The following is a 21,670-nucleotide window of genomic DNA, read 5'->3' on the forward strand; positions in this document are numbered from 1 at the left end:
AATGTCGATCAAGGTAACAATGCCCGCGCTCTCTCCCACCATGGAGGAAGGCACCCTTGCCAAATGGCATGTGAAGGAGGGCGACACGATCAGCTCCGGCGATGTGATCGCCGAAATCGAAACCGACAAGGCGACGATGGAAGTCGAGGCCGCCGATGACGGCACGGTCGCAAAGATCGTCGTGCCCGAAGGCACCGAGAATGTGAAGGTCAACGAAGTGATCGCGCTTCTGGCCGGCGAGGGGGAAGACACCGACAGCGTAAGCGAGGAAAAGCCGGAGGCGTCCGCGCCGCAACCCGCCGAAGACGCGGATGAGGACGCGGATGAAGAAGAGACCTCCGGGGAAGATGAAAAAGCGCCCGCGCCGCCCGCGGTGAAGGTCGCATCCGATCCGGAGCTTCCTGAAGGAACCGAATTCGAGGAGCAGACCGTCCGCGAAGCGCTGCGCGACGCCATGGCCGAGGAGATGCGCCGCGACGAGCGCGTCTTCGTCATGGGCGAGGAAGTGGCGCAATATGAGGGCGCCTACAAGGTCACGCAGGGCCTTCTCGCCGAATTCGGCGACAGGCGCGTGGTGGACACGCCGATCACGGAACACGGTTTCGCCGGGCTCGGCGTCGGCGCGGCCATGGCCGGGCTTCGTCCCATTGTCGAGTTCATGACCTTCAACTTCGCCATGCAGGCCATGGACCACCTCATCAACTCGGCGGCGAAGACGCGCTACATGTCGGGCGGGCAGATGTCCTGTCCCATCGTGTTCCGCGGTCCGAACGGTCCGGCGGCGCGCGTCGGCGCGCAGCACAGTCAGGATTATGCGTCCTGGTATTCGCATATCCCCGGCCTCATCGTCATCGCGCCCTATTCGGCGGCGGATGCGAAGGGGCTTCTGAAGGCCGCCATCCGCGATCCGAACCCGATCATCTTCCTCGAAAATGAAGTGCTCTACGGCAAGAGCTTCGACGTGCCGCAGCTCGACGACTACACGCTGCCCATCGGCAAGGCGCGGGTGATGAAGCAAGGCTCCGACGTGACGCTCGTCTCCTACAGCCATGGCATTACTTACTGCCTCGATGCGATGGCGAAGCTGGAAGAAGAGGGCATCGACGCGGAGCTGATCGACCTGCGCACCATTCGCCCGCTCGACATCGACACGGTGATCGAGTCCGTCAAAAAGACGAACCGGGTCGTGACGGTGGACGAGACCTGGCCGCATTGCGGCGTCGGTGCGGAAATCGCCGCGCAGGTGCAGGCAAAGGCGTTCGACTATCTCGACGCGCCCATCCTTCGCGTCACGCAAAAGGATGTGCCCATGCCCTACGCGGCCAATCTGGAAAAGCTCGCGCTTCCGAGTGCGGATGAAGTGATAGAGGCGGTGAAAACCGTCTGCTATCGCTGAGGGGAGGGAAACATGCCGACACCGGTTCTGATGCCCGCCCTCTCGCCGACGATGGAAGAAGGCACGCTCACCAAATGGCACGTCAAGAAAGGCGATGCCGTCAATTCAGGCGACGTGATCGCCGAGATCGAAACCGACAAGGCCACCATGGAGGTGGAAGCCGCCGATGAAGGCACGGTCGGCAAGATCCTCGTCGATGAAGGTACGGAAGGCGTCGCGGTCAACAAGCCCATCGCCGTCCTCCTGCAGGAGGGCGAGAGCGACGACGACCTCGAAGGCTACGACCCCTCCAAGGACTCGCCGCTGACCAGCGGCAATACCGCCGCCGGATCGAAAGAAGACGGATCGGAAGAAAGCGGCAAGGCCGAAAAGAAGGAGGAGGGCGGCAGCAAACCCTCTCCCGCGAAGTCGGAAAGCGAAAGCAAATCCGCCCCGAAAGAACAGGCATCCGGGAAGGAGCCTGCGCAGAAGCAGCCCGATCCCGGCGGTAAGGCCCCGCCCGCGCCGACCGATGAAAGCGGCGAGCGCATTTTCGCGAGCCCGCTTGCCCGTCGCATCGCCTCGCAAAAGGGTGTCGACCTCAAGGGGCTGAAAGGCACCGGTCCGCATGGCCGTATCGTCCGCGCCGATGTGGAGGGCGCCAAACCCGGCGCCGCCGCGCCGCGCGGGGCAGGGCAGGCCCCGGCACCCGCTCAGAGCATCGATGCCCGCGCCTTTTACGAGGAAGGCTCTTACGAGGAAGTGCCGCTCGACAGTATGCGCAAGACCATCGCGCGTCGCCTCACCCAGTCCATGCAGGAAATTCCGCATTTCTACCTGACGGTGGACTGCAGACTGGACGAACTCCTCCGTGTCCGGAAGGAACTCAACGACGAGTTGGCCGATAGCGGCGTCAAGCTGTCGGTGAACGACTTCCTCATTCGCGCCGCGGCGCTGGCGCTTAAGAAGGTGCCGGAAGCGAATGTGTCCTATGCGGGCGACGCCCTGCTGAGGCACAAGCATTCGGACATCGGCATTGCCGTCGCACTGGAGGGCGGGCTCATCACGCCCATTCTGCGCGCCGCCGAAGGGAAGGGGCTCGCGCAAATCGCCACCGAGGCGAAGGAACTCGCCAGCCGGGCGCGCGACAAGAAGCTGAAGCCGTCGGAATTCGAGGGCGGATCCTTTTCGATTTCCAATCTCGGCATGTTCGGCATCAAGCATTTCACCGCCGTCATCAACCCGCCCCAGGCCGCCATTCTGGCCGTCGGCGCGGGCGAGGAACGCACCGTGGTCGTGGACGGCAAGATCGAGGTGGCGACCGTCATGACCGTCACCATGTCCTGCGACCATCGCGCCATCGACGGGGCGCTCGGCGCCCGCTTCCTCGACGCCTTCAAGGGCTTCGTGGAATTCCCCGCCCGCATGTTGCTGTGAGGAGGCGGCCCCATGAGTGAGAAAAACTACGACCTCGTTATCCTCGGTTCCGGCCCCGGCGGCTATGTCGCCGCGGTGCGCGCCGCGCAACTGGGCATGAAGACGGCCATCGTCGAGCGCGACAAGCTGGGCGGCATCTGCCTCAACTGGGGCTGCATCCCGACAAAGGCGCTGCTGCGCTCGGCGGAGGTTTACGACCTCATCGAGCGGGCGCAGGAATTCGGCCTCAAGGTCGAAAAACCCACCTATGACGCCGCCGCCGTCGTCAAGCGCAGCCGCGACGTTTCGGAACGGCTCTCCCGGGGCGTCGGCTTCCTGATGAAGAAGAACAAGATCGACGTCATCGAGGGCACCGGCGCGCTGGCGGGCGAGGGCAAGATCGCCGTCGACGGCAAGGACGGCAAACAGACGCTGACGGCGAAGAACATCATCCTCGCCACCGGCGCCCGCGCGCGCACGCTCCCCGGCCTCGAACCCGACGGCAAGCTCGTCTGGACCTATCGCGAGGCCATGGTACCCGAGGCCATGCCGAAATCGCTACTCGTGATCGGTTCCGGCGCCATCGGCATCGAATTCGCAAGCTTCTATCGCGCCTTCGGATGCGAGGTCACGGTCGTCGAGGTCATGGACCGCATCCTGCCGGTGGAAGACGAGGAAATTTCTAAGATGGCCGCCCGCGCCTTCAAGAAGCGCGGCATGAAGATCATGACCGGCGCGAAGGTTGAAAAGCTCGACAAGCAGAAGGACAGCGTCAAGGCGACCATCGCCAACGCGCAAGGCAAGTCCGAAACCATCGAGGTCGAGCGCGTTATCTCCGCCGTCGGCATCGACGGCAATGTGGAGGACATCGGTCTGGAAGAAGCCGGCATCAAGGTGGAGAAGGGCCATGTCGTCGTGGACGAATGGCTGCGCACCGGCGTCAAGGGCGTCTATGCCATCGGCGATCTCGTCGGCGCGCCCTGGCTTGCGCACAAGGCCATGCATGAAGGCGTCATCGCCGTGGAACATATGGCGGGCGTGAAGGGTCTCCATCCGCTCGACACGAAAAAGGTGCCAGGTTGCACCTATTCCGCGCCGCAGATCGCCAGCGTCGGCCTCACCGAGGCGCAGGCGACCGAGCAGGGACACAAGGTCAAGGTCGGCCGTTTCCCCTTCACCGGCAACGGCAAGGCCATCGCGCTCGGCGAGGATCAGGGGCTCATCAAGACCATTTTCGACGAGAAGACCGGCGAACTTCTCGGCGCCCACATGATCGGCGCGGAGGTGACAGAGCTCATTCAGGGCTATACGGTGGCCAAAAATCTGGAGACGACGGAAGCCGAATTGATGCACACCATCTTCCCACACCCCACATTGTCGGAGATGATGCATGAGTCCGTGCTCGATGCGTATCAGAAAGCACTCCACATCTGACGGCTGACATGTTCGACATTTTGTTGTCGCCCGACGCCTGGGCAAGTCTTGCAACGCTGACGGTGCTCGAGGTCGTTCTCGGCGTCGACAATCTGATCTTCCTGTCGATCGTGGCCGGGCGCCTGCCCGTGCACCAGCAAAAGCTCGGGCGCCGGCTCGGGCTCATCGCCGCCGTGGTCACGCGGCTCGGCCTCTTGGCATCCGCCGCATGGGTCGTCACGCTCACCGACCCCGTTTTCGTGCTGGAGGATTTCGCCGTTTCCTGGCGCGACCTGTTGCTGCTGGGCGGCGGCCTCTTCCTGCTGGCCAAATCCACCCTCGAAATTCACGAATCCGTCGAGGGCGATCCGGAAGAGGATCTCGGCGTGGCGAAGACGACGAAAAGCATGCTGGCCATGGTCGTGCTTCAGATCGCCGTCATCGACATCGTCTTCTCCTTCGACAGCGTCATGACCGCCGTCGGCATGTCCGATCATTTCGAGATCATGGCGACCGCCGTGGTAATCGCCGTCATCGTCATGATCTTCGCCGCCGAGCCGGTCAGCGCCTTCGTGGAAGCGCACCCCACGGTCAAGATGCTGGCCTTGAGCTTCCTCATCCTGATCGGCGTGTCGCTCATCGCCGACGGCCTGCATTTCCATATCCCCAAGGGCTATCTCTACTTCGCGGTCGCCTTTTCGGTCGGTGTGGAAGCGCTCAACCTCTGGGCCTCGCGCCGCCGGGCCGCGCGGGCGGGGGAGGCGCCGGAACGCTAGCAGCCTGGCGACCGCCCCGGCGCGCCGGCTTGAATTGAATCGGGATTCACGCGCGATTTGCTTCAATCCCCCAGAACGTCTATCCATGTGCCAACCACCTCAGCAATGGCGGAGATTATGGTCACGATCGTAGACAAGACGAGCGAAGCGGCCGCGAAGCCGCGCCCGCGCCACCCGGAAAAGGCCCATCGCCCGGATACGCCCATCCTGCGTAAACCGGAATGGATCCGCGTGAAGGCGCCCGGCTCGCCCGTCTATCGCGAAACGAAGAAGATCGTGAAGGAGCACGAGCTCGTCACGGTGTGCGAGGAAGCCGGCTGCCCCAATATCGGCGAGTGCTGGACCAAGAAGCACGCCACCATGATGATCCTGGGCGACACCTGCACCCGCGCCTGCTCCTTCTGCAACGTGAAGACCGGCCTGCCGGCCCCCGTCGATACCAAAGAGCCCGAGCATGTCGCCGAAGCGGTTGCCAAGCTCGGCCTGCGCCATGTCGTCATCACCTCGGTGGACCGCGACGACCTGGCCGATGGCGGCGCTCAGCATTTCGTCGACGTGATCGAGCGCATCCGCGAATATTCGCCCGGCACCACCGTCGAAATCCTGACGCCGGATTTCCTGCGCAAGGACGGCGCGCTGGAGCGCGTGGTGGAAGCGCGCCCCGATGTCTTCAACCACAATCTGGAAACCGTGCCGCGGCTCTATCTGAAGATCCGCCCCGGCGCGCGCTATTTCCATTCGCTGCGCCTCTTGCAGCGCGTGAAGGAACTCGACCCGACGATCTTCACCAAGTCCGGCATCATGGTCGGGCTGGGCGAGGGGCGCGAGGAAGTGCTTCAGGTGATGGACGACATGCGCTCGGCCAATATCGACTTCCTCACCATCGGCCAGTATCTCCAGCCCTCGCGCAAGCATGCGGCGGTGGACCGCTTCGTCACGCCGGACGAGTTCAAATCCTACGAGACGATCGCGCGCACCAAGGGCTTCCTGCTGGTGTCGTCGAGCCCGCTGACGCGCTCCTCCTATCACGCCGACGAGGACTTCGCGAAGCTGCGCGACGCGCGCAATGCGGCGGTCGCCGCCAAAGGGGCCTGAGGCTATCCATGCCCGCGCATGAGCAGAGCAGGGACGTGCCTTACAGCGCGCGCGATATGTATGCGCTGGTGGCGGACATCGCCAGCTACCCGGATTTTCTGCCCTGGTGCAATGCCGCGCGCATCCGCAAGCGCGAGCCCGCCGGCGCCGAAATGCCGGGCGGCGAGATCGTCGTGGCCGATCTCATCGTCTCCTACAAGCTCCTGCGCGAACAGTTCACCAGTCGCGTCCTGCTGGACCCGCGCAATCTCGCCATCGATGTCGGCTATATCAAGGGCCCCTTCAAGCACCTGATGAACAGATGGCGCTTCGAGGAGCTGGAGGGCGGCGCCTCGCGCGTGCATTTCGAAATCGACTTCGAGTTCAAGAGCCGCATGCTTGAACGCCTGATCGGCGAGTTCTTCGACCGGGCATTGACGAAGATGATGGGCGCCTTCCTTCAGCGCGCGGACGAACTTTACGGGAACACGGCTGAAAGTTAACGCCGTTCACATCGGATTTCCCGTCATTGCCGGGCTTGACCCAGCAATCCAGTGCTGAGTCCGCGGCTCTGGATTGCCGCGCGCCCAGACGGACGCTCGCAATGACGTTATATGCCACCCCTCACATCATCCGCCGGACGAGATTGAGCGCCGTCTCGATGCTGTTCAGCCGAACCTCGCCGCGCCCGATATCGCCGTACCGTTCCATCTCATGCTCCAGCCGCCGGTTCATCCGCGCCGCGCCGAAATGAACGAGGCCGACCGGCTTCATCGGCGTGCCGCCGCCGGGGCCTGCAATGCCCGTGACGGAAATCGCGATATGCGCCCGGCTGTTGTTGAGCGCGCCTTCCGCCATGGCGCGGGCCACAGGCTCGCTCACCGCGCCGAAATCGGCGATCAGGTCGCCCGGCACGTCGAGCATTTCGCGCTTGGCCTCGTTGGAATAGACGACGAACCCGCGCTCCACCACGGCGGAAGAGCCCGCCACCTCCGTCAGCAGTCCGGCGATAAGCCCGCCCGTACAGGATTCCGCCGTTACGAGTTTCAGGCCCGCATCCTTCAGATCCCCGACCAGCAATTCCGCAAGATGAAGAAGGCGCGTGGGAAACAGGCTCATGTCAGGCTCGCAATGGCAATGTCGATGGCGACGAATAAAAGCACGGCATAGAAGGCCGCGATCATGTCGTCGAGCATAATGCCGATTCCGCCCTTGATGCGACCGTCCGCCCAGCTTATCGGCCAGGGTTTCACGATGTCGAAAATGCGGAAGAGCAGAAATCCGGCAAACCAGTTGAACGGCGTCACCGGCAGTGCCGACAGCACCAGCCAGAGCGCCGCGACCTCGTCCACCACGACTTCGGACGGGTCGTCGCGTCCGAGCGCCAGCGTATATCGCTGCGAGCTCCATATCCCCACCGCGAACAGCGCGACGCCCGCGAGCGCCAGCCAGAGCGCGCCGCCGAGCCACCAGATCAGCAGGGCGAAGGGCATCGCCGCCACCGATCCCCATGTGCCGGGCGCCTTGGGCAGAAGGCCGCTGCCGAACCAAGTGGAGATCAGCACCACCGGATGGCTGAAGGAAAGTCCCCGGGGCGGGCTGGTCAGTTGCACCATAAGCGGTCCCTCGTCCTCGTCAGCGGAAACGAAGCGTGGCAACGGCCTGCGCGGCGATGCCTTCTCCGCGCCCGGTAAATCCGAGCCCTTCCGTCGTCGTCGCCTTCACGCTGACCCGTTCCGGCCCGATCCGCAAGATGTCCGATATGCGCTCGCGCATGGCGTCCGCATGGGGTCCGATCTTCGGCTTCTCGCAAATGAGCGTCAGGTCCACATGCGTAACCGTCGCGCCCGCCTCATCGGCGAGCCTGGCCGCGTGAGCGAGAAAGAGATCCGACGACGCCCCCTTCCATTGGGGGTCGGAGGGCGGAAAATGCCGGCCGATATCGCCCTGCGCGATGGCGCCCAGAATGGCGTCGGTAATGGCGTGCAACCCGGCATCGGCATCGGAATGTCCCAGAAGGCCCTGGCTGTGCGCCACCTTCACCCCGCACAGCATCACATGATCGCCGGGGCCGAAGCGATGCACGTCGAAGCCCTGGCCGGTGCGATATTCGCCCGTCCCGGCAATCGTGCTGCTTGCCCGCATCAGATCCTCCGCGCTTGTGATCTTGAAATTGTCTTCATCGCCCGGCACCACCGCGACGTCGATCCCGGCGGCCGCCGCCACGGCCACATCGTCCGTATAGGATGCATTACCTCCGTCGCGGGCGGCGCGATGCGCGGCAAGGATGGAAGGGTAGTGAAACGCCTGCGGCGTCTGCGCGCGCCACAGGCCGTCGCGCGGAACGGCATCGCCTGCAAGCCCGTCATGCGAGCGGCGCAGCGTGTCGGCGACCGGCAGGCCGGGCATCGCGCCGCGATGCGTCTGAAGCGCCTCGATCGTATCGTCGATCAGCCGCGCGGAAACGAAAGGGCGCGCGCCGTCGTGAATGAGCACGGCATCGGGCGCCTCGCTCTCCAGCGCCTCCAGCCCGCGCAGCACGGAGGCCTGCCGCGTGTCGCCCCCCGTAACGGGCGGGAGGAGGCCGGAAAGCCCGGCAGCGGCCTCCTCGAAGGCGTCCCGGTCGTCCGGATGGATGACGGTCAGCACAGCCTCGACCCCCGGGTGCCCTGCAAAGCGACGCAGCGTGTGCCGCAACACCGGCTCGCCGCCCAGATCGCGAAACTGCTTGGGCGCGCCCGGCCCGGCCCGGCTGCCCCGGCCGGCGGCCACGATGAGAGCGACAATCTTCATAATCCACCCTCAAATCGTGCCCTGTTGGAGGCAGGTGTGGAAAACTGCTCATGATTTCGGCAAATATCGCGAATTTTCTTGCCGAAATGCCCTCGCAAGGGTAGCTTGTCAAAAAAATGTGCAGTCAAACTTGGTGCCTAAATTTTGAACATAGAGATTGCGTCTCATAGTCTCTCGTCGCGTGTCCTTCTGGCGCCAATGGCCGGTATCACCGATTTGCCGTTCCGTCGCGTCGCGGCGCGCTGCGGCGCCGGGCTGGTCGTTTCCGAGATGGTCGCCAGCGATCAGCTCGTGCAGGAAAGGCCGGATGTCGTGCGGCGGGCAAGTGGCGCGGGCGAGTTCTCTCCCCTTGTTATTCAGTTGGCGGGCCGCGAGGCGCATTGGATGGCCGAAGGCGCCAGAATGGCCGAAGCGGCCGGCGCAGACATTATCGATATTAACATGGGCTGTCCCGCCAAACAGGTCACGAGCGGCTTGTCCGGCTCCGCCCTGATGCGCGATCTGGACCATGCGCTGACGCTGGTGGAAGCGACGGTCAATGCGGTCTCGGTCCCCGTCACCCTGAAGATGCGGACGGGCTGGGACGACAGCAGCCGCAACGCGCCGGAGCTGGCCCGCGGGGCCGAGGCCGCGGGCGTCCGGATGCTGACCGTGCACGGGCGGACGCGCTGCCAGTTCTACAAGGGCCGCGCGGACTGGAATTTCATCGCCGAGGTCAAGAAGGCCGTCACGGTGCCCGTCATCGCCAATGGCGACGTGCTGACCTGCGAGGACGCGAAGGCGATCCTGGCGGCAAGCGGCGCCGACGGCGTGATGGTCGGGCGGGGCGCGCAGGGCCGTCCCTGGTTCCTGCGTCAAGCCGGCCATTATCTGGAGACGGGCGAAAAACTGCCCGATCCCGGTTGGGCCGAGCAGGGCGGGATCGTCCTCTCCCATTATCGCGACATGCTGGAGCACTATGAGGGCGCGCATGGCGCGCGTCTCGCGCGCAAGCATCTCGTCTGGTACCTCGAAGCGGCGTCCCGCGCCTTCCCGGAGGAAGCCATGGCGCTGCGCCGCCGCATCGTGCGCATGGACGATCCCGAGGAAGTGTTGGGCGAGCTGGCTCGCTTTTACGAGTTCGCGGCCGAAGCCGAACCGGTCGCCAAGCGGGAGGCTGCGTAATGTCTCAGGCCGTCAAGTCCCCCTCGTCGAGCATGCCGCCCGAGGCCGCGGTCATTCTCAAGGCGATGCCGCATCCGGTCATCCTGATCGATAGCAACCAGCACATCGAATATGTGAACGACAGCGCGCAGGAATTCTTCGCCTCCAGCTCGGCCCTGCTCGAAGGGCACCGGCTCGACGAGATCATCGCCTTCGGCAGCCCGGTTCTCTCGCTGATCGAACAGGTTCTGGACCGGGGCGTGTCGGTCAATGAATACGGCGTGGAAATTTCGAGCCCGCGCTTCGGCGAGCGTCAGGTCGACATTCAGGTCTCGCCCATGGTCGAGTATCCGGGGCACTGTCTGTTGCTGCTTCAGGTTCGCACCATGGCGCAGAAGATGGACCGGCAGTTGACCCATCGCGGCGCGGCGCGCTCTGTCACGGGCATGGCGGCCATTCTGGCGCATGAGATCAAGAACCCGTTGTCGGGCATTCGCGGCGCGGCCCAGCTTTTGGAAATTTCGGGCACCGCCGACGACAAGGCGCTGACGCGCCTTATCTGCGACGAGACGGACCGCATCTGCAAACTCGTCGACCGGATGGAAGTCTTCTCCGACGAGCGTCCCGTGCCGCGCGAGCCGGTGAATATCCATCTCGTGCTCGGCCATGTGAAGCAGCTCGCGCAGACCGGCTTTGCCAGCAATGTGAAGATCGCCGAGGAATACGATCCCTCGCTGCCGCCGGTTCTGGGCGACAAGGACCAGCTCATCCAGGTTTTCCTGAATCTCGTGAAGAACGCCGCCGAGGCGATCGACCGCGCCGACGGCGAAATCACGCTGACCACGGCCTATCGCCCCGGCGTGCGCCTTTCCATGCCGGGCAGCCGCGACCGGGTGAGCCTGCCGCTTGAAATTTGCGTGATCGACAACGGATCGGGCGTTCCCGACGATCTGGTGGAACATCTGTTCGATCCCTTCGTGACGACCAAGTCCTCGGGAACGGGGCTCGGGCTTGCTCTGGTCGCCAAGATCGTCGGCGATCATGGCGGCATCATCGAATGCGAGAACCAGCCGCATGGCGCGCTCTTCCGCGTTTTGATGCCGATGCATTCGGGAGGCGTTCCCGCCGCTATCGAACACGACGAGGAGGGGATGCCGTAAGGCATTTCAACAAGCGCTTTAAAAAAGCGTTCCGTAAACGGAGTATATTATGCCGAGTGGAACCATTCTTCTGGCCGACGACGATGCAGCGATCCGCACCGTGCTGAACCAGGCTCTTGGCCGGGTTGGGTACGAGGTTCGCTCCACCGGCAATGCCTCGACGCTCTGGCGCTGGGTCAATCAGGGAGACGGCGATCTCATCATCACCGACGTTGTGATGCCCGACGAGAACGCATTCGACCTTATTCCCCGGATCAAGCGGGCGCGTCCGGAACTGCCGATTGTGGTCATGAGCGCGCAGAACACGCTCAAGACGGCGATCACCGCCGCCGAGCGGGGCGCTTACGAATATCTGCCCAAGCCCTTCGACCTCAACGAACTCATCCGCGTGGTGGACAGGGCGATGACGCAGCCGCGCGAACCCGCGGTGGCGCGTTCCAAGGAAGAAGACGGCGAAAAGATACCGCTGATCGGCCGTTCGCCTGCGATGCAGGACATCTACCGCGTCCTGGCGCGCCTGATGCAGACCGACCTCACGGTCATGATCGCCGGCGAGTCCGGCACCGGCAAGGAGCTGGTGGCCCGCGCGCTGCACGATTACGGCCGCCGCCGCAAGGGCCCCTTCGTGGCCGTGAACATGGCCGCCATTCCCCGCGAGCTGATCGAGAGCGAACTCTTCGGCCATGAAAAGGGCGCCTTTACCGGCGCCAACCAGCGCGCCACGGGCCGCTTCGAGCAGGCCGAGGGCGGCACGCTCTTCCTCGACGAAATCGGCGACATGCCGATGGAGGCCCAGACCCGTCTTCTGCGCGTGCTTCAGCAGGGCGAATACACCACCGTCGGCGGCCGCACCCCCATCAAGACCGATGTGCGCATCGTCGCGGCGACGAACCGCGACCTGCGCCAGCTCATCAATCAGGGCCTGTTCCGCGAAGACCTGTTCTTCCGCCTGAACGTGGTGCCCATTCGATTGCCCCCTCTGCGCGAGCGTTCGGAGGATATCCCCGATCTCGTCCGCCATTTCCTGGCCCTGGCCGAGCAGGAGGGCCTGGCGACCAAGATGATCGACGCGGAAGGCATGGAACTCCTGAAGCGCTATCGCTGGCCGGGCAATGTGCGCGAGCTGGAAAACCTCGTGCGGCGTCTGGCGGCCCTCTATACCGAGGAGACCATCGGCGCCGATATTCTGGAGGTGGAGCTGGCCGAGCCCGAATTCGGCAAGCCCGAGGCCCAGCCGCCCGCCGACGAACCGCTTTCGGCGGCGGTCGAGCGCACGCTGAGCCGGCTTTTTGCCGCCCATGGCGATGAATTGCCCCCGGCCGGCCTTTATGAGCGCCTCATGCTGGAGGTCGAAAAGCCGCTCTTTTCCATGTCTCTGGCCGCGACGCGGGGCAACCAGATCAAGGCCGCCCATCTTCTCGGCATCAACCGCAACACGCTCCGCAAGAAGATCCGGGAGCTGGACATACAGGTAATCCGCGGAATCAAGTGAACTTCACGTCATGGTGATGTAATACAGCCACAATGTGGTTGATCGGACGCGATTGGCGAGACAATATCGTCCGGCGGCACACAGGGTGCGTGGCGTATTAGGCACAGCGGAACCTGGCGCGGCGCATCGGCGCCGTCGGAAACCGGCCTGCGGGAACGTGACATGACCTCTACATTCGATGCGGGCAAGGTCGGGGCCGACTGGTTCAAGGCCGTTGAGAGCCGGATGTGGCGCATAATGGCGCGGCGCGGCTTTTCCACCGTGTTCGCCGTGGGGCTTGTCATCCTGGCGATCGTCCTCGGCGCCTTCACCTATATGCTGCTGACGGGGCTGACCCCGTTCAAGCCCAGCGAAGGCCTCATCATCACCCTGCTGATCGCCAATCTGGCGATCGTCCTGCTGCTGTTCGCGCTCATCTGCTGGCGCATCATCCGCATCATCATGGCCCGCGTCAGCGGCACGGCGGGCGCGAAGCTGCATGCCCGGCTGGTGACGATGTTCGTCCTGGTGGCGGTGATGCCGGCCATCATCGTGGCCGTCTTCGCGGGCGTGACGCTCAATCGCGGCCTCGACCGCTGGTTCTCCGACCGCTTGCAGCTCGTCATTTCCAACGCCCAGTCGGTCGCCGAAGCCTATATGAACGAGCACGACCATGTGCTGCGCGGCGACGTGCTGGCCATGGCGACCGACCTCGACCGCGCGGCCCCCTATGTCGCGGGCAATCCCCAGCGCCTGCAAAAGCTCGTCGCCGCGCAGGCGGTCCTGCGCTCGCTCCCCTCCGCCTATGTGGTCAATTCCGGCGGCCGCATCCTGGCCAAGGCGGTGGCCGGCATGGCGCCGGAAATCGGCATGCCCACCGGCGAGCAGATGAACCGCGCCGATCAGGGCGAGGCGGTGCTCATCACCGTGCAGGACGAAAACCAGATCCGCGCCCTGGTGAAGCTCAACGCCTATCAGGACGCCTATCTCTATGTCGCGCGCGTCGTGGACGCCAAGGTGCTGCGCCATCTGGCCCAGTCGCGCGAGGCGGTCAGCGAATATGAGGATCTGGAGAAGCGCCGCTTCACCTTCCAGATTACCTTCGCGCTCATCTATGTCGCCGTGGCGCTCATCACGTTGCTGGCCGCCATCTGGCTCGGCCTCTGGGCGGCGAACCGCATCGTGGAGCCCATTTCGCGCCTCGTGCGGGCCTCCGAGCGCGTGCGCGAGGGCGATCTGGCGACCCGCGTCGAGATGGAAGGCACCGGCGACGAGATCGACGATCTTTCCAACTCCTTCAACCGCATGACGAGCCAGCTCGAAGGTCAGCGTACCGAGCTTGTGGCCGCCAACCACCAGCTCGACCAGCGCAGCCAGTTCACAGAGGCCGTGCTCTCCGGCGTCAGCGCGGGCGTGCTCGGCCTCGACAATGAAGGCCATATCACCCTTGCCAACCGCGCCGCGCTGCGCTTCTTCGGCAAGACGGCGGACGAGATGATCGGCCGCGACATCATGGTGGCCGTGCCGGAAATGTACGGCGCCGTCGCCGATGCGCGCGCTTACCCCGAGCGCACGGCGCATCGCCAGGTCGTCCTCCTCCAGAGCGGTCAGGAACGCACCCTCAATATTCGCGTGACGCGCGAAATGACCGGCAGCGGGCAGGGCGGTTTCGTCCTTACCTTCGACGACATCACCGAACTGGTCCACGCCCAGCGTACCGCCGCCTGGGCGGATGTGGCGCGCCGCATCGCCCATGAGATCAAGAACCCGCTGACCCCCATTCAATTGTCGGCGGAGCGCATCCGGCGCAAATACGGCAAGGAAATCACCACCGACCCGGAAATCTTCGAGCAATGCACCTCGACGATCATCCGTCAGGTCAACGACATCGGCCGCATGGTGGACGAGTTCTCCTCCTTCGCGCGCATGCCCTCGGCCATGATAAAGACGGTCGACCTCAACGAAGTGTTGCGTCAGGCCGTCTTCCTGCAGCGCGTGGCCAATTCCGACATCGACTACACCCTCAACCTGCCGGAGACCTCGGCCCTGCTGGAATGCGACGGACGTCTGGTGAGCCAGGCCCTCACCAACATTCTGAAGAATGCGGCGGAAGCCATTCGCGGCCACGATGCCGAGGACGACGAGGAAGAGGGCGAGGACGGCGCGGCGGAAAGCGGAGCCGATAAAAAGCAGATCGGCCGCATCGACGTCGTGCTGTCCGCGGAGCCCGAACACATCGTAATCCAGGTGACGGATTCAGGATGCGGCCTTCCCGAGACGGACAGGAGGCGTCTGACCGAGCCCTATATGACGACGCGGGCCAAGGGCACCGGCCTCGGCCTCGCAATCGTGAACAAGGTAATGGAAGACCATGGCGGGCAGCTGGAGCTGGACGATGCGCCGGCTGCCGAGGGATGGGAAAGCGGCGCGCGGATTACGCTTCGTTTCCCGCGTCAGCGCAAATCGGCCGACGGAGAAAACAACACCGACGACGCGGCCGGCAGGGAAGAAGTAAAGGAAGAGGCGGTCAATGGCGTCTGATATTCTGATTGTCGATGACGAAGCGGATATCCGGGAACTCGTTTCCGGCATATTGAACGACGAGGGATATACGACCCGTATGGCGGGGGACGGCGACAGCGCGCTCGCCGCCATCGAGGCGCGGCTGCCCGGTCTTGTCATTCTGGACATCTGGTTGCAGGGGTCGCGGCTCGACGGGCTGGAACTGCTCGACATCATCCGCGAGCGTCATCCGGACCTGCCGGTCGTCATCATCTCCGGCCACGGCAATGTCGAAACGGCCGTCTCCGCGATCAAGAAAGGCGCTTATGATTTCGTCGAAAAGCCCTTCAAGGCGGACCGGCTCATCCTGATCGTGCGGCGCGCCATCGAGGCCTACCGCCTGCGCCGCGAAAACGACGAGCTGCGCAATCGCGTCGGCGACGACATGACCATGATCGGCTTCTCGCCCGCGATAGGTCAGGTTCGCCAGACCATCGACAAGGTCGCGCCGACCAACAGCCGCGTCCTGATTACGGGGCCGTCCGGCGCCGGCAAGGAAGTCGTCGCGCGGCTGCTGCACGGGCGCTCGCGCCGCGCCGGCCACGCCTTCGTTGCCTTGAACGCAGCCAATATGGCGCCTGAACGCATGGAGGAAGAGCTTTTCGGCACCGAGGCCTCCGCCTCGGGCCCGCGCAAGGTCGGCGTTTTCGAACAGGCCCATGGCGGAACGCTCTTTCTGGACGAAGTCGCCGAAATGCCGCTGGAGACGCAGAGCAAGATCCTGCGCGTGCTTGTCGATCAGACTTTCGAGCGTGTCGGCGGGTCGCAGCGTGTGAAGGTCGATGTCCGCGTCGTCTCTTCCTCCAGCCGCGATCTCGCGGAGGAAATCGCCAAGGCCCGGTTCCGCGAAGACCTCTACCACAGGCTGAATGTCGTGCCGATCCATGTGCCCTCGCTGTCGAGCCGCCGGGAAGATATTCCGTTTCTTGTCGAATATTTCATGGCGCAGGTGTCCAAGGCGACGGGCCTTCCGCCGCGCCGCGTCTCCGACGATGCGATGGCGGCACTCCAGTCGCATGACTGGCCGGGCAATGTCCGCCAGTTGCGCAACAATGTGGAGCGCATGCTCATCCTCACCTCCGGCGATTCCAATGCCGTGATCTCGACCGATATGCTGCCGGCGGAAGTCAGTTCCTCCTCGCAAATGTCGGTCAGCGGCACGGGCGGCGAACATATCATGGCGCTGCCCCTGCGCGAGGCGCGGGAAACCTTCGAGCGCGAATATCTGATTGCGCAGATCAGCCGTTTCGGGGGAAATATCTCGCGTACCGCCGCCTTTATCGGTATGGAGCGGTCGGCGCTGCACCGGAAGCTGAAATCGCTGGGTGTGGCAACATCGAACAGGCAGGAAGCCTGAGACAACTCAAGATACAGCGCCCACTAAAAGGCCGGAAAAATGAAAGTCATCGTCTGCGGTGCGGGTCAGGTCGGATTCGGCATCGCCAAGCAGCTCGCGGCGGAACAGAACGATGTGACTGTGATCGACCAGTCGCCGCAACTCGTGCAGCAGATTTCGGATTCTCTGGATGTCCGCGCGATCGTCGGCCATGGCGCGCATCCGGATGTGCTGGCCCGCGCCGGCGCGGCGGATGCCGACATGCTGATCGCCGTCACCTTTCATGACGAAGTGAACATGATCGCCTGTCAGGTGGGGCATTCCGTCTTTCGCGTTCCCACCAAGATCGCCCGCATCCGCTCCCAGAGCTATCTCCAGCCGGGCTTTCAGGATCTCTTCTCGCAGGACAACCTGCCCATCGATGTCATCATCTCGCCGGAACTGGAGGTCAGCCGCGCCGTGCTGCGCCGCCTCTCTCTGCCGGGCGCGTCCGACATTCTGAACTTCGCCGAAGGCAAGGTCGCCGTGGTCGGTGTGACGCTGGAAGAAGACTGCCCCATCGTCAATACGCCGCTTCGTCAGTTGACGGAGCTGTTCCCCGATCTCCGTTCCCGCGTGGTCGGTATCTCGCGCGGCGGCAAGCTTTTCGTGCCGCGCAGCGAAGACCAGATGATCGTTGACGACGAAGTCTATTTCGCCGCCGACATCCGCGATGTCCGCCGCACGCTCGGCATCTTCGGCCATGAGGAACAGGAAGCCCGCCGCATCATCATCGTCGGCGCGGGCAATATCGGCCTGTCGGTGGCGCTCGAGCTGGAACGCAACCATCCCGGCGTCCGCGTCAAGGTGATCGAGCGTCAGCGCGACCGCGCGGTCTACGCCGCCGACCATCTGAAGCGCACCATCGTGCTGAACGGCGACGGCCTGGACCCAGAGCTGTTGCAGGAAGCCGGCATCGCCGACACCGAAGCCATCGTCACGCTCACCAATGACGATCAGGCCAATATCCTCACCTGCGTGCTGGCCAAGCGCGAAGGGGTGGGGCGCACCATGAGCCTCATCAACAACCACACCTATACGCCGCTCATGCGCTCGCTCGGCATCGACGCCTTCATGAACCCGCGCGCCACCACCGTTTCCAGCGTGTTGCAGCATGTGCGCCGCGGACGTATCCGCGGGCTTCAGTCGGTGCATGACGGCGCCGCCGAGGTCATCGAGGCCGAAGCGCTGGACACCTCGCCGCTGGTCGGCAAGCCGCTGCGCGAGGTCAACCTGCCGGACGGCATCCTTGTCGGCGCCATCGTGCGCAGCGGCGAGGTCATCATTCCCGACGGGACGACCGAGATCATGGCCGGAGATCGCGTCGTTCTCTTCGCCCGTTTCGACCAGGTGAAAAAGGTCGAGCAGATGTTCCGCGTCAGTCTCGAATTTTTCTGATCCGAAGGGCGGAGTGAAGTCTTGTCGCATATTGCATATGTGAATGGCCGCTATCTCCCGCACCGGGAAGCGGCGGTGCATATCGAGGATCGCGGTTTCCAGTTCGCCGACGGCGTCTACGAGGTCTGTGGCATTCGGGACGGCAAGCTGATCGACGAAACCCGCCATCTGGACAGGCTGGAGCGCTCCCTGGCTGAATTGCGTATTCCCATGCCCGTCGCGCGCGCGGCGCTGGACTGCCTCCTGCGGGAGACGATCCGCCGCAACAGGGTTCGCGACGGCATCGTCTATTTGCAGGTGACGCGGGGCGTCGCGCCGCGCGATCACGCTTTCCCGGACTTCCTGCGCCCCTCCATCGTGATAACGGCGAAACGGAGCGACCCTGCGAAACTGGAAAAGGCGCGGACGGGCGTTGCCGTCGTCACGCGGCCCGACGAGAGATGGGCGCGCCGCGACATCAAATCGGTGTCGCTCCTGCCGAATATTCTGGCCAAGCAGTCTGCGCGCGAGGCCGGCGCCTATGAGGCGCTGCTGGTGGACGGCGAGGGCTTCGTCACGGAAGGGTCGTCGACCAATGTCTGGCTCGTCGATGCGGGGGGGCGGCTCGTCACGCGCCCGCTCGGTCCCGAAATCCTGAACGGCGTCACGCGGCAGGTTCTGGTCGAGGCGGCGAAGGCCGAGGGTATCGAGCTGGTCGAGCGCCCCTTCACCGTGGAAGAGGCCGCAAAGGCCGCCGAGATGTTTCTCAGTGCGTCCTCCGTGCCGGTGATTCCCGTCATCCGTCTGGACGGAAAACCGGTGGGAGAGGGCAAACCCGGCCCCGTCGGGGCCAGGTTGCGGGCCGCCTATTGGCGTCTGGCCGAGCTGAATTGACCGAAAACAGGTGGAAAGCGGCCGATTTCGTTCACTTTTCTGTTAAATCGTCCGCCGAGACGCTATTTCGCACTTGCAGCATTTTGGGAAACGTCCAGACTATACATACGGGGTCTAATGAGGGCGGGCTGTTCCGGACCGCCTCTTTAATAAGGCCGGAGCCAGTGCAGCGACGGCCGGATGAATGGAAAAGTGGGGTTTACCCATGAGCGAAAAAACTCATAACTTGCAGGACACTTTCCTCAACCACGTTCGCAAGAACAAAACGAACTTGACCATTTTCCTGGTCAATGGCGTGAAACTTCAGGGGGTAGTGACCTGGTTCGACAACTTTTGTGTGTTGTTGCGTCGGGACGGACATTCGCAGCTCGTGTATAAGCATGCGATATCGACCATTATGCCGGCCCAGCCCGTCCAGCTTTTTGAAGGCGACAAGGACGGCGAAGAGGCCTGAGAGCGCTAGTTGAGCGACTACGGACAGTCTGACGGGACCGACCGCGATCATGGCGGGAAATCGGGCAAGCGCGCCTTTCAGGTGACGCGGAGCGAGCCCACGCGCGCCTATGTCCTGGTGCCGTGGCTGAAATCCGCCGAACATGATGCGCGCCGCAAGGGTGTGCCGATCCGTTCCGCGGAAACGCAGCTTGAAGAAGCCGTCGGGCTCGCCCACGCCATCGACCTGAATATCGTCGGCCGCTCCGTCGTCTCGCTTCAGGCCGTGCGTCCCTCCACGCTGGTGGGCGAGGGCAAGCTCGAAGAACTGAAGGGCGAGATCGCCGCGCTCGATGTCGAGCTGGTCGTGGTCGACAACGCGCTCACGCCGGTCCAGCAGCGCAATCTCGAACGCGCCTGGAAGGTGAAGGTGCTCGACCGCACCGGCCTCATCCTCGAAATCTTCGGCGAGCGCGCCAATACGCGCGAAGGCGCGTTGCAGGTCGAGCTGGCTCACCTCAACTACCAGAAGAGCCGCCTCGTGCGGAGCTGGACCCATCTGGAGCGTCAGCGCGGCGGCCTCGGCTTCGTCGGCGGCCCCGGCGAAACCCAGATCGAGGCCGACCGTCGTATGCTTCAGGAGCGGATCACCAAGCTGGAACGTCAGCTTGAAACGGTGAAGCGCACCCGCGAACTGCACCGCAAGACGCGCCGCGATGCGCCTTATCCCGTGGTGGCGCTGGTCGGCTACACCAATGCGGGCAAGTCCACGCTCTTCAACCGGGTGACGGAAGCGGGCGTCTTCGCCGAGAACCTCCTTTTCGCCACGCTCGACCCGACCATGCGCTCGATCGAGCTGCCCTCGGGCCGCAAGGTCATCCTGTCCGACACGGTGGGTTTCATCTCCGACCTGCCGACGCATCTCGTCGCCGCCTTCCGCGCCACGCTGGAAGAAGTGCTGGAAGCCCAGCTCATCATCCATGTCCGCGATGCCTCGCATGAGGAAACCGAGATCCAGAAGGCCGACGTCGAAAAGGTTCTGGCCTCGCTCGGCGTGACGCCGGAGACCATGAGCGCCAACGATCAGCACATTCTCGAAGTGCTGAACAAGCTCGACCGCCTGCCCGCGGAACAGGCCGACGCGCTGCGCAACATGGCCGAACGCGATCCCGACACGCTCGCAATGTCGGCGCTGACCGGCGAGGGCGTCGAAACGCTCCTCCGGCGCATCGACGACCTCGTCACCGACGATGCGCATTACATCGCCGTGGACCTGCTCGCGGACGAGGGCGAGGCGCTGGCATGGCTTTATCGCAACAGCGATGTGCGCGAGCGCGAGGACCGGGAAGACGGGTCGATCCGGCTGAGGGTCGGTCTGGCGCCGGCCGCCATGGGGCGCTTTGAAAAACATTTCCCCGACATTGCGCGCCGCGCAGGCGAATTGCTGGCCGAGGCGGCGGAGTAGGCATGAGCGATCTGTTCGAGGATGTGGCGGCTCTGATCCGCGAGGCCGCGGAACGCGAAATCATGCCGCGCTTCCGCTCGCTGGCCGATCACGAGATTCAGGAAAAGGCCAAGAACGATCTCGTCACGGTTGCCGACCGCGATGCCGAGGCGTGGCTGACACCGCGCCTTGAGAAACTGTTCCCCGGCTCTCGCGTATTGGGCGAGGAGGCCGTGGCCGAAGACCGCGCGCTACTGGACATCGTGAAATCCGATATTCCGTTCTGGACCGTCGACCCCGTGGACGGCACCGGCAATTTCGTCGCCGGCAAGGAAACCTTCGGCGTCATGATCGGTCTGGTGGAGAAGGGCGTGACCACCCATGCCTGGGTCTTCCTCCCCGTGCCGGACGAGATGTTCATGGCCGAGCATGGCGGCGGCACCCTGCTCGTGTCGGATGGTCAATCCAGCTCCGTCCATGTGCCGCCCGCGCCGGCGGAATTGTCCGGCGCGATGGGGGCCTTGAACGATCATTACATGCCCGAGCCGTGGAAGACGCGCATTGCCGCGCTCGCGCCGCATATCGGCAAGCGCGTGTCGGTTGTCTGTTCTGCCTGGGAATACACGAACATTCTGCGTGGAGTGGAGCATTTCGCGATCTACCACCGCATGATGCCCTGGGACCACGCGCCGACGACGTTGCTGCTCCGGGAAGCCGGTGGCGTCATGCGTCGCATCGATACGGGTGTGGATTACGATGCGCGGAGCGAAAGCGGTCCCCATCTCGCCGCCGCGAGCGAAGACCTCTGGGCGCTCATCGCAACCTCTGTTCTTTCTCGCTAGAACTCTGTTCTATCTCACCGGAACTCAGCCCGGATTTCCCGTGCGCGTAATCGTCACGCGGGACCTATTGCTCGAGCCATACGGAGGGTCGTGATGTCCAAGCTGAAATTGAGCGGTGTGCCG

At 64.0% G+C, this 21,670-nt stretch carries 19 protein-coding genes; 16 read left to right on the plus strand and 3 right to left on the minus strand.

Translation table 11 applies throughout. The features are described from left to right. The first annotated feature begins 1 nt into the window (after position 1). The 6 genes from FHS78_RS15180 (at position 2) to FHS78_RS15205 (ending at position 6,557) form a co-directional block, all read left to right on the plus strand. The gene (locus tag FHS78_RS15180) at positions 2-1,396 is read left to right on the plus strand and encodes a pyruvate dehydrogenase complex E1 component subunit beta (protein ID WP_167095223.1); all 1,395 of its coding nucleotides are present in this window, start codon (positions 2-4) and stop codon (positions 1,394-1,396) included. Positions 1,397-1,408: 12 nt separating this feature from the next. Continuing rightward, a complete protein-coding gene (locus FHS78_RS15185) occupies positions 1,409-2,812 on the plus strand; it encodes a pyruvate dehydrogenase complex dihydrolipoamide acetyltransferase (RefSeq protein WP_167095224.1) in 1,404 nt (467 codons plus the stop codon). Between the two features lie 12 nt (positions 2,813-2,824). Further along, positions 2,825-4,225, plus strand: coding sequence for a dihydrolipoyl dehydrogenase (lpdA, locus tag FHS78_RS15190; RefSeq protein WP_167095225.1), 1,401 nt, complete (start codon positions 2,825-2,827; stop codon positions 4,223-4,225). Between the two features lie 8 nt (positions 4,226-4,233). Further along, on the plus strand, positions 4,234-4,980 hold the full coding sequence (locus FHS78_RS15195; protein WP_167095226.1) for a TerC family protein: 747 nt from the start codon (positions 4,234-4,236) through the stop codon (positions 4,978-4,980). 117 nt (positions 4,981-5,097) lie between these two features. Continuing rightward, a complete protein-coding gene (gene lipA, locus FHS78_RS15200) occupies positions 5,098-6,075 on the plus strand; it encodes a lipoyl synthase (RefSeq protein WP_167095227.1) in 978 nt (325 codons plus the stop codon). An 8-nt stretch (positions 6,076-6,083) separates the two neighbouring features. After that, entirely contained in the window at positions 6,084-6,557 is a 474-nt protein-coding gene (locus FHS78_RS15205) for a type II toxin-antitoxin system RatA family toxin (protein WP_167095228.1), read from the plus strand. A 121-nt stretch (positions 6,558-6,678) separates the two neighbouring features. Here the strand turns inward: FHS78_RS15205 and FHS78_RS15210 are convergent, their stop codons facing one another. The 3 genes from FHS78_RS15210 to FHS78_RS15220 are packed head-to-tail and all read right to left on the minus strand — an operon-like array spanning position 6,679 to position 8,847. Further along, positions 6,679-7,173 carry a CinA family protein gene (locus FHS78_RS15210; protein ID WP_167095229.1) on the minus strand — a complete coding sequence of 165 codons (495 nt, stop codon included), beginning with the start codon at positions 7,171-7,173 and terminating at the stop codon, positions 6,679-6,681. Next, a complete protein-coding gene (locus tag FHS78_RS15215) occupies positions 7,170-7,670 on the minus strand; it encodes a phosphatidylglycerophosphatase A family protein (RefSeq protein ID WP_167095230.1) in 501 nt (166 codons plus the stop codon). Before FHS78_RS15215 ends, FHS78_RS15210 begins: the two co-directional genes overlap by 4 nt. 19 nt (positions 7,671-7,689) lie before the next feature. Next, positions 7,690-8,847, minus strand: a complete 1,158-nt coding sequence (locus FHS78_RS15220) for a bifunctional 2-C-methyl-D-erythritol 4-phosphate cytidylyltransferase/2-C-methyl-D-erythritol 2,4-cyclodiphosphate synthase (protein ID WP_205305333.1) — start codon at positions 8,845-8,847, stop codon at positions 7,690-7,692. A gap of 144 nt (positions 8,848-8,991) precedes the next feature. Between FHS78_RS15220 and dusB the strand changes: the two genes are divergently transcribed. The 10 genes from dusB to FHS78_RS15270 all read left to right on the plus strand — a co-directional run bounded on the left by dusB (position 8,992) and on the right by FHS78_RS15270 (position 21,547). After that, positions 8,992-10,011: a tRNA dihydrouridine synthase DusB gene (gene dusB, locus FHS78_RS15225; RefSeq protein ID WP_205305334.1), complete on the plus strand. Its 1,020-nt coding sequence runs from the start codon at positions 8,992-8,994 to the stop codon at positions 10,009-10,011. Then, the gene (locus tag FHS78_RS15230; protein ID WP_205305335.1) at positions 10,011-11,150 is read left to right on the plus strand and encodes a two-component system sensor histidine kinase NtrB; all 1,140 of its coding nucleotides are present in this window, start codon (positions 10,011-10,013) and stop codon (positions 11,148-11,150) included. Before dusB ends, FHS78_RS15230 begins: the two co-directional genes overlap by 1 nt. A gap of 49 nt (positions 11,151-11,199) precedes the next feature. Next, complete coding sequence (gene ntrC / locus FHS78_RS15235; RefSeq protein WP_167095232.1) at positions 11,200-12,642, plus strand: nitrogen regulation protein NR(I); 1,443 nt, start codon at positions 11,200-11,202, stop codon at positions 12,640-12,642. 162 nt (positions 12,643-12,804) lie between these two features. Next, on the plus strand, positions 12,805-15,162 hold the full coding sequence (locus tag FHS78_RS15240) for a sensor histidine kinase NtrY-like (protein WP_167095233.1): 2,358 nt from the start codon (positions 12,805-12,807) through the stop codon (positions 15,160-15,162). Beyond that, positions 15,152-16,540, plus strand: coding sequence for a nitrogen assimilation response regulator NtrX (gene ntrX, locus FHS78_RS15245; protein WP_167095234.1), 1,389 nt, complete (start codon positions 15,152-15,154; stop codon positions 16,538-16,540). Before FHS78_RS15240 ends, ntrX begins: the two co-directional genes overlap by 11 nt. Positions 16,541-16,579: 39 nt before the next feature. Then, on the plus strand, positions 16,580-17,956 hold the full coding sequence (gene trkA, locus FHS78_RS15250; protein WP_167095235.1) for a Trk system potassium transporter TrkA: 1,377 nt from the start codon (positions 16,580-16,582) through the stop codon (positions 17,954-17,956). Positions 17,957-17,977: 21 nt separating this feature from the next. After that, entirely contained in the window at positions 17,978-18,829 is an 852-nt protein-coding gene (locus FHS78_RS15255) for a D-amino-acid transaminase (protein WP_167095236.1), read from the plus strand. A 205-nt stretch (positions 18,830-19,034) separates the two neighbouring features. Beyond that, positions 19,035-19,283 carry an RNA chaperone Hfq gene (gene hfq, locus FHS78_RS15260; RefSeq protein WP_167095237.1) on the plus strand — a complete coding sequence of 83 codons (249 nt, stop codon included), beginning with the start codon at positions 19,035-19,037 and terminating at the stop codon, positions 19,281-19,283. A gap of 9 nt (positions 19,284-19,292) precedes the next feature. Then, positions 19,293-20,726, plus strand: a complete 1,434-nt coding sequence (gene hflX, locus FHS78_RS15265; protein ID WP_425500305.1) for a GTPase HflX — start codon at positions 19,293-19,295, stop codon at positions 20,724-20,726. Between the two features lie 2 nt (positions 20,727-20,728). Then, the gene (locus FHS78_RS15270; protein ID WP_167095238.1) at positions 20,729-21,547 is read left to right on the plus strand and encodes an inositol monophosphatase family protein; all 819 of its coding nucleotides are present in this window, start codon (positions 20,729-20,731) and stop codon (positions 21,545-21,547) included. Positions 21,548-21,670 lie beyond the last annotated feature (123 nt).

The organism is Parvibaculum indicum (genome assembly GCF_011762095.1).
GTDB lineage: Bacteria > Pseudomonadota > Alphaproteobacteria > Parvibaculales > Parvibaculaceae > Parvibaculum > Parvibaculum indicum.